This is a genomic window from Anaerobacillus alkalidiazotrophicus (assembly GCF_001866055.1).
Map to the genome: position 1 here is coordinate 1,297,322 of NZ_MLQS01000001.1, position 12,724 is coordinate 1,310,045.

12 protein-coding genes are annotated in these 12,724 nt (G+C 34.3%); 11 read left to right on the forward strand and 1 reads right to left on the reverse strand.

What is annotated here, in order from left to right; all coding sequences use genetic code 11:
- Window positions 1–76 precede the first annotated feature (76 nt).
- The 5 genes from BKP45_RS06325 (at window position 77) to BKP45_RS06345 (ending at window position 6,163) form a co-directional block, all read left to right on the forward strand.
- Entirely contained in the window at window positions 77–946 is an 870-nt protein-coding gene (locus BKP45_RS06325) for a carbohydrate ABC transporter permease (RefSeq protein ID WP_071389062.1), read from the forward strand.
- Window positions 939–1,763 (forward strand): carbohydrate ABC transporter permease, encoded by an 825-nt coding sequence (locus tag BKP45_RS06330; protein WP_071388815.1) that lies wholly within the window; start codon window positions 939–941, stop codon window positions 1,761–1,763. The genes BKP45_RS06325 and BKP45_RS06330 overlap by 8 nt, the downstream gene beginning before the upstream one ends.
- Window positions 1,764–1,789: 26 nt before the next feature.
- On the forward strand, window positions 1,790–4,843 hold the full coding sequence (locus BKP45_RS06335) for a glycoside hydrolase family 2 TIM barrel-domain containing protein (protein WP_071388816.1): 3,054 nt from the start codon (window positions 1,790–1,792) through the stop codon (window positions 4,841–4,843).
- A gap of 132 nt (window positions 4,844–4,975) precedes the next feature.
- Window positions 4,976–5,161 carry a hypothetical protein gene (locus tag BKP45_RS06340; protein ID WP_071388817.1) on the forward strand — a complete coding sequence of 62 codons (186 nt, stop codon included), beginning with the start codon at window positions 4,976–4,978 and terminating at the stop codon, window positions 5,159–5,161.
- 222 nt (window positions 5,162–5,383) lie between these two features.
- Window positions 5,384–6,163, forward strand: a complete 780-nt coding sequence (locus tag BKP45_RS06345; protein WP_071388818.1) for a Cof-type HAD-IIB family hydrolase — start codon at window positions 5,384–5,386, stop codon at window positions 6,161–6,163.
- Between the two features lie 74 nt (window positions 6,164–6,237).
- Here BKP45_RS06345 and BKP45_RS06350 read toward each other — a convergent pair whose 3' ends face one another.
- On the reverse strand, window positions 6,238–6,927 hold the full coding sequence (locus BKP45_RS06350) for a hypothetical protein (RefSeq protein WP_071388819.1): 690 nt from the start codon (window positions 6,925–6,927) through the stop codon (window positions 6,238–6,240).
- A gap of 553 nt (window positions 6,928–7,480) precedes the next feature.
- Here BKP45_RS06350 and BKP45_RS06355 point away from each other — a divergent pair.
- The 6 genes from BKP45_RS06355 (at window position 7,481) to BKP45_RS06375 (ending at window position 12,459) form a co-directional block, all read left to right on the forward strand.
- Window positions 7,481–7,816: a S1C family serine protease gene (locus BKP45_RS06355; RefSeq protein ID WP_071388820.1), complete on the forward strand. Its 336-nt coding sequence runs from the start codon at window positions 7,481–7,483 to the stop codon at window positions 7,814–7,816.
- A complete protein-coding gene (locus BKP45_RS23450) occupies window positions 7,782–7,862 on the forward strand; it encodes a trypsin-like serine protease (protein WP_322788159.1) in 81 nt (26 codons plus the stop codon). The genes BKP45_RS06355 and BKP45_RS23450 overlap by 35 nt, the downstream gene beginning before the upstream one ends.
- 184 nt (window positions 7,863–8,046) lie before the next feature.
- Complete coding sequence (locus BKP45_RS06360; RefSeq protein ID WP_139193746.1) at window positions 8,047–8,178, forward strand: YjcZ family sporulation protein; 132 nt, start codon at window positions 8,047–8,049, stop codon at window positions 8,176–8,178.
- A gap of 526 nt (window positions 8,179–8,704) precedes the next feature.
- The gene (locus BKP45_RS06365; protein ID WP_071388822.1) at window positions 8,705–9,655 is read left to right on the forward strand and encodes a sugar ABC transporter substrate-binding protein; all 951 of its coding nucleotides are present in this window, start codon (window positions 8,705–8,707) and stop codon (window positions 9,653–9,655) included.
- Between the two features lie 373 nt (window positions 9,656–10,028).
- A complete protein-coding gene (locus tag BKP45_RS06370) occupies window positions 10,029–10,976 on the forward strand; it encodes a sugar ABC transporter substrate-binding protein (RefSeq protein ID WP_071388823.1) in 948 nt (315 codons plus the stop codon).
- Window positions 10,977–11,514: 538 nt separating this feature from the next.
- Window positions 11,515–12,459 (forward strand): sugar ABC transporter substrate-binding protein, encoded by a 945-nt coding sequence (locus BKP45_RS06375; protein WP_169824072.1) that lies wholly within the window; start codon window positions 11,515–11,517, stop codon window positions 12,457–12,459.
- The last annotated feature ends 265 nt before the right edge of the window (window positions 12,460–12,724 follow it).

Genomic DNA, 12,724 nt, shown 5'->3' on the forward strand with positions numbered 1-12,724 from the left:
CAAGACTAATGTAAATCAAGATATAGTTTCAAGAAAACCAAACTACAGCAGACCACATAAAAAGCCTAGAAGTAGTATTAAAACAAAAAGTACTATTATTGGTTGGGTATTTATTGGCTTTTCTGTATTTCTTATCGGGTTGTTTTACTTTTACCCAATGGCTCAAGCGCTATTATTATCTTTTCAATCGGGAACAGGAACGAATTTACAATACGTTGGACTAGATAATTATAGGCGCTTATTAGGAGACCCTACATTTCATGCATCTGTAAGAAATACAGTGATTTACCTTCTTGTTCAAGTACCAGTTATGATTATATTAGCTTTACTGTTCTCAGTTTTATTAAATGACAAGAAATTAAAGTTTAAAGGTTTTTATCGAACTGCAATCTTTTTACCATGTGTTACCTCATTAGTTGCCTATTCCGTTGTTTTTAAATATTTGTTTGGTTCTGACGGATTAATAAATATGATGCTTATAAATTTGTCTATCATTTCTCAACCAATTCAGTGGATAACCGATCCCTTCTGGGCAAAAATTACGATCATTATTGCCATTACATGGCGTTGGACAGGGTATAATATGATTTTCTATTTATCAGCACTTCAAAACATTGATAATTCGATCTATGAAGCTGCAAGAATTGATGGAGCAAATGCTTTTCAACAGTTCTTTAAAATTACTATTCCTATGCTAAAACCTATTATATTATTTACTTCAATAACGTCTACAATAGGTACTCTTCAGTTATTTGATGAGGTTATGAATATCACTGGTGGTGGACCGGGAAATGCCACTTTAACAATTTCCCAATATATTTATAATATCTCATTTAAATATACTCCAGACTTTGGTTACGCGGCTACTGTATCGTACGCTATTGTGTTTATGATTGTCTTCTTTTCTATTATTCAGTTTAAAGTAGCAGGTGATAAAAATGTCTAAATTAAAACGAGTATTTATCTATGTTTTTCTAACTGGAGCTGCTATTGTCTCGATATTTCCATTTTTATGGATGATAGTAAGTGCGACAAATCGATCGGTGGATGTGACAAAAGGTAGATTATTACCTGGAACTCACCTTTTTGAAAACTTTCAAAATTTAATAGAGACTGTTAATCTCGTACCGTCTCTAATTAATTCTGCAAAAATATCTATTTCGACGACGGTACTTTCTCTTCTAATTGCATCTTTAGCGGGTTATGGATTTGAAATTTATCGAAGTAAGGCAAAGGATGTTGTCTTTAATATTTTACTTTTATCAATGATGATCCCTTTTGCAGCTTTAATGGTACCATTGTTCCGCATGTTTGCTGGATTTTCTCAAGTAGTTCCTTTTATTGGCATTAATACATTGTCAGCAGTTGTTTTACCGACTCTTACAACTGCATTTCTTATCTTTTTTTTCCGCCAAAGTACAAAAATGTTTCCTAAGGAGTTACTTGAAGCTGGACGTATAGATGGATTAACGGAAATAGGAGTGTTTTTCAGGATTTACGTTCCAACCATGAAAACAACGTATGCTGCAGCAGCTATTATTACGTTTATGGCCAGCTGGAACAACTATTTATGGCCGTTAGTCGTCTTACAATCTACAGATAAAATGACAATCCCGTTACTTATATCGAATTTAGGATCAAGTTATGCACCTGATTTTGGAGTAATTATGACTGCCATCGTTATAGCAACACTACCAACCGCTTTTATCTTCTTTATTATGCAGAAGCATTTCGTTGCTGGAATGATGGGATCAATCAAATAGATTTATAAAGGATGTGTTTGTGAACAATGTTAACAAAACCTAGTATTCAATGGTTAACAGATTTAAGTATTTTTGCTGTAAATCGTCTCCCTGCTCATTCGGATCATGTTTATTTTGAAACGCTAAAGGAAGCAAAGAGTTGCGCACCAATGTCGTTAAGGCATGATTTGAATGGATACTGGAAATTTAATTATGCAGTTAATGCTTTAAACAGACCTGAGCGGTTTTATGAGCTTGATTATCATTGTGCTGGATGGGGGGAGATTTGTGTACCAGGGCACATTCAGTTGCAAGGATATGATGAACCACAATATGTAAATACGATGTACCCGTGGGATGGTCATCATGACATTCGCCCACCAGAAATTCCAAATGACAAAAATCCAGTAGGTAGCTATATTAAATTGTTCAATCTTCCTGAAAATATGCAAAATGGTAAGCCAGTTTATATCTCTTTTCAAGGAGTAGAAGCAGCCTTTTATGTATGGTTGAATGGAGAATTTGTTGGCTATAGTGAAGACAGCTTTACCCCAGCTGAGTTTGAATTAACGCCGTATCTCGTCGATGGTGAAAATAAGCTTGCTGTTGAAGTCTACCAACGATGTACCGGAAGTTGGATAGAAGACCAGGATTTTTGGAGATTTTCAGGGATCTTCAGAGATGTTTATTTGTATACTGTTCCGGAAATTCATGTTTATGATTTACATGTTCGAACAGAACTAAGCTCTTCCTATGAAAATGGGACAATTGAGGCTGACCTTACCTTTCTTGCCCCTGTGCCTGACGGTTCTAAGGTGACGGCTGAGTTATATGATAAAACGGGGCAGGTGGTAGTTAGTGGTGAGGCAAAGCGATTAGATGATGAAAAATGGACACTTTCAATTCCTGTAAATAAACCAGAGCTATGGAGTGCGGAAAAACCGTATTTGTATACACTCTATATTCAAGTACATAACCAATCTGGAAGTTTAGTAGAGGTCATCCCACAAAAGGTTGGTTTCCGTAGATTTGAGTTGAAAGATAAGGTTATGTACTTAAACGGTGAGCGTATCGTATTTAAAGGTGTAAACCGTCATGAATTTAATTGTCGTACAGGTCGGTCTGTTACGAAGGAAGATATGCTTTGGGATATTAAGGCGTTAAAACAAAATAATATCAATGCCGTTCGCACATCTCACTATCCAAACCAAACGTATTGGTACGAGTTGTGCGATGAATATGGTATTTATGTTATTGATGAAATGAACTTGGAAAGTCATGGATCGTGGCAAAAAATGGGTGCTGTCGAACCGTCTTGGAATGTGCCAGGTAATAAACCTGAGTGGCAAGATATAGTCATGGATAGGGCTATTTCTATGCTAGAACGAGATAAAAATCATCCATCTATTTTGATCTGGTCTTGTGGGAATGAATCTTATGCAGGAGAAGTTATTTTGAATGTAAGTAAATATTTTAAATCAGCTGATCCGAGTCGTCTTGTCCACTATGAAGGTGTATTCCATGCTCGTGATTACAACGATACAAGTGATATGGAGAGTAGGATGTACGCGAAACCAAACGATATCGAGGAATACTTAAATAATGATCCAGAGAAGCCGTATATTAGCTGTGAATATATGCATGCAATGGGTAATTCTGTCGGTGGAATGTACAAATATACAGACCTTGAGAAGACGTATCCGATGTATCAAGGTGGATTTATTTGGGACTACATTGATCAATCACTCGTTAAAAAAGATCGCTACGGTCAAGAGTTTTTTGCTTATGGTGGAGATTATGGAGATCGTCCGACAGATTATCACTTCTGTACCAACGGAATTGTGTACGCGAATCGTGAGTTGTCACCGAAAATGCAGGAAGTAAAATTCTTGTATCAAAATCTTAAATTAGACGTTGGTCAAAAGAGTGTAACAATAACGAATGATAATCTTTTTATTGATACGAATGATTATGAATTAGAGTATATTTTGTATTTAGATGGTAAGGAGCTATACCGGAGTAAACTTGAAGAAATTGTGGCTCCACAAAGTGGGAAAGAAGTTCAGTTTGATTATCCTGTTGAGTTGATAAGTGAACCCGGAGAATACTGTATCCATGTGGTATTTAAGCTAAAAGAGGAAACGACATGGGCTAGATCGGGACATGAAGTAGCATTCGGACAATATGTGTTTACTAAGAGTGGCGACAGTAACTCTTCAAATTTCGACCCTCGAAATGGTAATATGAAAATAGTACATGGTGATGTAAATATTGGTGTTCACGGCTCTGATTTTAGCATCTTGTTTTCAAAACAAGTGGGTAGCTTAATTTCAATAAATTATGGTGGGAACGAAATGATGTCTGTTCCACCTGCACCGTTGTTCTGGAGAGCCACTACGGATAATGATCGAGGCTATTCTCAAGGATTTCAATCGGGATGTTGGTACACAGCGAGCCTTGCCAGGAAGTGTGTGAAAGTAGATGTGCTCGAGGAAAATGACTTTGTAACTGTTTCCTTTACGTATAAGTTTTCTATTAATCATGAAATTGAGGTTAAGACTCAATATTCGGTTTTCCCGGATGGTAGGATAAAAGTTAAACAATGCTATAATGGCACTACAAGTCATCTCCCGCAGATGCCAATCTTTGCTTTATCTTTTAAAGTACCAGCAGATTATGATCAATTGGATTGGTATGCGTTTGGACCAGAAGAAAATTATTCTGATCGTTCTATGGGAGCAAGGTTAGGTACGTTCAAAAATACGGTGAAGGAAAATGTATCTAAGTATGTAATGCCGCAAGAGTCCGGCAACCGTACTGGGGTACGTAGAGTGAGCCTATCCAATTCAGGTGGAAAGGGTATGGAAATTTCCTCTGTGAATGAACCGTTAGAATGTAATTTTTCACCATATACTGCGTTTGAATTGGAGAATGCAACTCATCATTATGAATTACCGAATGTCCATTACACTGTTGTAACTGTAGCAGGTAAACAAATGGGAGTTGGTGGAGATGATAGTTGGGGAGCTCCAGTACATGAAGAATATCTGATTAAATCAAATGACGAGATGGTATTTGAGTTTATGATCCAACGAATATAAAAAAGTCGAAAAGCATATCGAATTTGGTATGTTTTTCGACTTTTTACTTTTGGTGGACGGTACTAGTTAATGAATATTATGATTATGAACTACGTTGTTCACATTCTATCTAGGCCAACCTAGGGCTTATGGATGGAGCAGGCAAGAGAAGATGGAGGTCTAGGTGGAGATCGTGGACGTATCCAAAGGCAACCGATCCTTATAGAAATGGCGGAGGAATTACTTAACTATCCAGAAGTCATAGGATATAATTTATCCTCATCTACATCAGCCAACTCAACTGATTTTGAACAAAAATTTGCGCCTAACCCGGACTAAATCAGAGATTCTGAAGGGGAATGCGACGTAAATTTTTTGTTCAAAAGGAAACCTAACGATTATAGGAATAATGGCTGTGGATTAAATGATTAAGGGATGAATAATTTTCGTACCTTCTTTAACGACAAAAACCAATTTTTCTTTGGTGTATGTTACTTTTATAGAAACGAAACACTAACCATGAAGTTGATTTATGAATAAATATAGAAAGTTGGAACAAATATGAAAGATCGAAGCGTTATTTTTTTTGATATTGACGGAACGTTACTCACTCATGAAAAAGAATTACCAAGGAAAACAAAAGAAGCAATATTTACATTAAAGGAATATGACCATAAGGTAGCAATAGCAACAGGGAGAGCCCCATTTATGTTTGAGAACTTACGTAAAGAATTAGACATAAATACGTATGTAAGTTATAACGGTCAGTATTGTGTATTAAATGGAGAAGTCTTATATACAAATCCTTTAAGGATACCACCTCTAGAAAATTTAACCGAAATGGCTCTTGGAAACAATCACCCTGTTGTTTTTATGGACCATGAAGATATGAAAGCAAATGTCCCAGAACATGATTATATAAAAGAAAGCATCGATACGTTAAAAATTAACCACTTTCCAACTCATGATCCTCATTATTATATAGGGCGAGACTTATATCAAACACTTCTTTTCTGTCCGGAAGGGGAAGAGAAACAATATGAACAAGAATTTCTAGACTTCGATTTTGTTAGATGGCACCCTGTTTCTGTAGATATACTTCCAAAAGGTGGGTCAAAAGCCAAAGGTATTGAAAAGATAGTGGAGAAGCTAGGATTTGCACCAGAAAATCAATATGCTTTTGGAGACGGATTAAATGATATGGAAATGCTCTCAACGGTAAAAAATAGTGTAGCAATGGGAAATGCACATGAAAAGGTAAAATCAGTTGCAAAATATGTAACTAGATCTGTTGATGATAATGGAATTTCCCATGGTCTTCAAATGGTTGGGTTGTTATAGCAATAGCATTAAAACAAGAAAAACAGCCTTTTTAAGATAGTTGTTTCTACTTTAAAAAGGCTGTTCTTTAATTTTTATCTTTTAGCTTTGGTAGAAAACTTTCTAAAAGAGATCCCTCCACCTAGCAACACAATAGACGCTACGATAATAGCAAAAATCGTTAATTGAGAAGTGTTTGAATTACTTGTGTCACTTAAAGTAAGCGAAGCGGCATCAGCAACTATATCTGCTGCTTCTTCTGTTAGTTCCATTGTATTTCTTGTAGAAAGTTCTGCTCTTTCCTCTGGTGTTGGTGCGTCGATGTGATCTGTGTTTGAAACAGGTTCGTCCATTGTGGATACTGGTAAATCGAGTGTTACTGCTTCAATTCCTTCAACTACTTGGATATCATCAGTGCCGAATATTTCATATAGGTGTTTGGCATAGGACTCTTTAAAAGGGATAATGCCAATTTCAATTTTACCCTCGTGAGGTCCTGTATTTGTTACCTTAAACCCAATATCGCTGAAATCCCCACTTTTTTCTCCAAATAAGAGATGATCGATTTCTCGATGCTTATTCATTAATTCTTCGCTTTTATATCCGTTGTAGTCTTGTGGAAGTTCCCGGACTGTACTAACATCCTCATTAATTTCAATAAGTTCTCTTGTTTTTGGTTCATCAGAATTTGCGAACACGCCACTTGTTGTTATGAGTGTAAGACAACTCCCAATCAACAATCCTTTAAACCATATCGATTCTAATATCTTCATTTTCTTTTTCATAGTTTTGTCCTCCTAAATTAATCAGTGTTTATTAAGTGATTTTCACCACTTTAATGGTGTTGTTTCTGAAATAATAAAAATAATCGTTCTTAACAAAGAGTGTTTTATCTATACGGTTTTGCTTTACTTCTTCGATTTACTCAATTAGACGAGTTGATTCAATTTTCGTTACACTTTTTTGAAATAATTATCATTGATTTCTAACAAATATTTTTTTAATGTTCCAGTTAGTCTTTGAAACTGAGAGTGAAGGTAGCATAGGAGCCGATAATGTCCCATTAGCTTGTTATCCTAACAGAATAGGGAACGTAATGTAGCTAGCGTTCCCTTTGATCAGGCTAATCTAATATTGAAGCCTCAATAATAGGGTTCTTTACTCACATTTTCCCACCCAGAAAAACTCTAATTATCCTAAATTCGACACTAGAAATAAAATGTCCAACAAGGAAGGGACTTCTTTTCAAGGAATAATCAAAATGTTGAAGTAGGTACAGGATCAGGTGTCATCTTTCAAAAAGAAAATGGAAAAGCGTATATTGTAACGAATTCACATGTGATTGAAGGAGCGCAACAAGTCGAAGATGTATTGAAGAATACGAATAGAGTGACAGCTGATGTTATTGGCGATGATCCATTAACAAATTTAGCCGTGTTACAGATCGATGACACGGATATAACTCATGTGGCTTCTTTCGGTAATTCAGAACAATTACGAGTCGGTGAATCTGTTATTGCGATTGGCAATCCACTAGGGTTAGAGTTTTCTCATACGGTTACCCAAGGAATTATTAGTGCGACAGAAAGAAATAAATATACCGATCATGACAAACAACGGTCAATGGACATTATCGGTTATTCAAACAGATGCAGCTATAAACCCTGGAAATAGTGGTGGAGCTTTAGTTAATGGAAATGGTGAAGTTGGAGTATCCTAAATTTTAGACATATGCTTGAATTTATTCCTCTGTTTCGAATAAAAAAAGCCAAAGAGTAAGTACTAATAACTCACAAATAAACTTATAAAAAATAAAAAACATATGCAAACGTCCAGACATTTATACCCGTATCTGCATAAGGTAAAAGTGAAAGGAAAGTTATTTTATGAAAGGGTGGGATTTTATGTACGGTTGTTATGATCCATGTGGTTACGGCTACGGATACGCTCCTACGTATGGTGCTGGTAGAGGATTTGCACTGATTGTAGTGCTATTTATCCTTCTAGTAATTATTGGAGCTGCTTGGGTAAAATAAATTAAGATTTATCAAAAGAGTGCCCGTAAATTTATGGGCACTCTTTTGATAAATTTATTCTTGTACGAGTAATAAGTCCTTTGCTCAGTTAAACAAAATTAGCAACAACTTAAGGCTTTACACCCTATCGGTTTAAGGTTTAAAAATTTTGAACTGAAAAGTAAAAATAATGAAAACTTTAAACAATACTAGCAAAATCAAGATAGACAATGGACATATTTTGTCCATTGTCTATCTTTTTAGTTAATTTTCCTATATATTAATTATATTAGGGTGTATTTAATAATTACCAAAACAGAGCCACATAAATCATAACTGTTTCAAACTTTTTAACATGACTAGATATAAATTCTTAGTGGCGAAAATATTGAATGATATTTTTTATGGTGATTTTAGGTAGTAATTAAAAAGCTTAAAAATATGTTAAATATGGATAGAAATAATAATTCGTGTTTAGAGTAATAGTTCTTTCAGTGATTTGCAGTTAAACTTATGAGTCTAAAAAATTCAATAAGGTGAGGTTTGAATGTTGAGAAATAAACTTATTATTCTAACGATTGCTTTTACTTTTATTAGTATTATGATTGGTGTTGTTAATAATAAATACCTAGCCCAAAAGCCAAAGGTTGTTGTTGTTTTAAAAGGTTTAGAAACACAATATTGGGAGATAGTGAAAGCGGGAGTGGAAAAAGGCTTTCATGATTTTGGGGTGGAAGGGAAAGTTGTTGCACCAATATCTGAAACAGAAATAGATGCACAAGAAATGTTATTATATCGTGTTCTTAACGAAAATCCGGATTTATTGGTTGTATCTCCTATTGACTCTGACATTATCCCAGTATTAGAAAAGTATGTTGAGAAAAATATTCCGGTATTACTACTTGATACAGATTATCCTTTTGAAAACAAAACAGCCTATATTGGAACGAATAATTTTCAGTTAGGGAAAATGGGAGGTATGGTTTTAGCGTCAAAACTTCAGCCTGGAAATGAAGTGGCTCTAATTTCTGGTGATATTAATCATTCAATTGCGGGAGAACGTATCAAAGGAGCAAAAGCTAGTTTAGAAGCAGCAGGAATTATTGTCGCAACGAAAGAGGTAGATTTACCTAATGAATCTGAACTTGTTAAACAAGTAATGGAAACTATCTTACTGAACTATCCTAATATTAAAGGTGTTTTTGCTGATACGGACATTAGGGCATTAGGTGCCTTAGAGGCTATTGGTGAATATGACCTCAAGCTTCCTGTTGTAGGTGTAGACGGAATTAATGAAATGATTGAATTAATAGAAGAAGGAATTATAGCAGGTTCAGTTGCACAAAATCCCTTTGATATGGGCTACAAAAGTATTGAAAGCGCTAAAAAAGTAATAGATGGTGAGAGCTTAGAACAGAATATCGATACTGGTGTTGATATAATTATTAAAGGGAACGCTACGGAAAGATTAAACTTTCAGCAAAAATTATTAAAATAAGAATGTGAAAAACTAGTAATATTAACCAGTCAACACTAACGAAAGTCACCTCTCGCTACTTTGGGGCGTTAGGAGCTGTGGAGTTGTCACATGTCGATGATAGAAAACAGATGTCAGATAAAAATGTAAAAATATGGGTTTTTCATTGATGTGTAGTAACATTGTAAGTTACAATAATAAGCAAGATGTTTTTTACAACCATGTCTTAACATTAAGGAACCATAGATATTTATACTTTCATTCGTACGTAAGTATATATTTGAAATTGAATTTAGTAGACAATTGATTAATGTACAAATTATTTATGCATTAGTCTTATGATAAAATCATTGAATGTAATAGACTGCTAATATATTGAAATGGTGAGGTTTGAATGTTGAGAAATAAATTAATTATTCTAACGATTGCTTTTACTTTTTTTTCTATTTTTATGGGTGTTTTATTTAAAGTAAATACAGTTCAAAAGCCAAAGGTAGTTGTTGTCTTAAAAAGTTCTGAAACACAATATTGGCAAATAGTAAAAGCGGGAGTTGAGAGGGGCTTTCGTGATTTTGGAGTGGAAGGTAAAATTATTGCTCCTAAGTCAGAAACCGAAATAGAGGAACAAAAAAAAATAGTAAATCGCGTTCTTAATAAAAACCCAGACGTATTAGTCGTTTCTCCTATTACATACGACATTATCCCAATATTAGAAAAGTTTAATGAGAAAAATATCCCAGTATTATTATTAGATACAGATTATCCTTGGGAAAATAAAACAGCTTATATTGGAACGAATAATTTTCAGTTAGGGAAAATGGGAGGTATGGTTTTAGCGTCAAAACTTCAGCCAGGTAATGAAGTTGCCTTAATAGCAAGTGATATACACAATATTTCTGAAGACCGGATACAAGGAGCAAAACTTAGTTTAGAAGCTGTGGGAATAAAAATTGCGACAGAAATAGTAGGTTTACCGAACGAAACAGCGGTAACTATAGAAATAATGGAAGAATTGTTACAGAAACATCCTAATATTAAAGGAGTATTTACCGAAACTGATATTAAGGCATTAGGTGTTTTTGAAGCAATAAAAAAAAATAATCTAAGGATGCCGATTGTAGGCGCAGATGGAATTAATGAAATGATTGAATTAATAGAAGCTGGAATTATACCAGGGACAGTTGCACAAAACCCGTATGACATGGGCTACATTAGTATTGAAAGTGCTAAAAGAGTACTAGACGGGGAAAGTTTAGAAGAATACATCGATACAGGTGTTGATATTATCATTAAAGGAAACGCTACGCAAAGACTAAACTTCCAGCGGAAATTACTAGAATAGAGATATAAACAAAAAAGCAGCGGTGGCTGCTTTTTTGTTTATATCTATAGGAAATTCTTCTTTTATGATATTCGACAATTTTGTGGCGACAAGTTTTTTATCCCACTCTTAAGGGGCAGTAAGACCCCCACCTCAAAACTTAAGAAAATCGAGAAGTTTAGGTGGGGGATAAACTGCCCCTAAAGGTCCGATAAGTTGAACTAACAATCAGTGGGGGATGAAGGAAAACCCCCACTGATTGAAGTTCAGCTTTATAAAAAAAGTAAAACTTTATGTCAAATATAGAATTACACAGTTTTTATGTAATAAATGTTCATATCTTAAAGAAATACTTTAAAACAAAATATGTAAAAATATAGATATTCTTGTTGAAATATACCGTCATTGTGAGTTACAATCATGAGCAAGATGTTTTTGTATAACATAAGAATACTCTCAAATAATTATTCTATAAAGCATGAAGTACTAGAAGAGGCAATATTCAATGAATAATTAATAGAAAACTATTAAAAAAAGTAGTAACAGCGAGGTATGAATATTGGGAAATAAATCTAAATTATTAATTCTTATTTTAACTTTTTTTGCTATTTTAATAGGAGTGAAGTTTTACCCACTTGTAAATAACAAGCCAACAGCAGTTGTTGTTGTAAAAGACTTAGAGACACAGTATTGGGAATTAGTGAAAGCTGGAGCAGAAAAAGGTTTTCGTGATTTTGGTATAAAGGGAAAAGTTGTTGCACCAAGATTCGAAGATGTAGAAAGTCAGAAAGAGTTGTTGAAAGGTGTTCTTAATGAAAAGCCAGATTTATTAATTGTCTCTCCTCTTAACTCTGAGGTTGTTCCTGCATTAGAAAAGTTTAATATGAATAATATTCCAGTATTGTTATTAGATACCGATGATGCGTGGGGAAATAAAACAGCCTTTATAGGCACTAATAACATTGAGTTAGGAAGAATGGGTGGAATGTTGTTGGCTTCACAATTGCAACCTGGAAATGAAGTAGCTTTGATATCAGGTGATTTTACCCATTCTATTTCAGGCGATCGGGTAATAGGAGCGAAACATAGTTTAAAAGCAGCAGGAATCAAAATTGCAACAGAAACATCTAATTTACCAAATGACTCTAAGGATGTTAAAGACGTAATGGAAAAAATCCTTCTTGATTACCCTCAAATTAAAGGCGTATTTGCTGATACGGATATTAAGGCATTAGGTGTCATTGAGGCATTAGGGGAACATAATCTAAATATACCTGTTATTGGAGCAGACGGTATTAATGAAATGATTGAGTTAATAGAAGAAGGAATGTTATCAGGAACAGTAGCACAAAACCCGTATGATATGGGATATATAAGTGTTGAAGTTGCAATGAAAGTGCTAAGTGGTGAGACTGTCGAAAGAAACATAGATACAGGTGTAGACATTATTATTAAAGGAAATGCCACACAAAGATTAGCGTTTCAAAGAGAGTTATTAAGATAATATCTATTTTAAAAAAGCAGCCTAGGCTGCTTTTTTAAGTTTTTTCATATTATTAGCAAAATAGTATAGGTATTAATGATATTGTCTATTTTTACCTATAGAAATATTACATATGATGTAGTCATATAGTAAATTTAATTTAAATAAAACGATTTGTCAGGAAATAATTTATTGTAAGGCTGAATCCTTTCAACTAATTATCTAAATTATACGAGTTAAAATTCAATCTTGTGCTTTGAATAAAGTAATAAGAAACATTCCATTA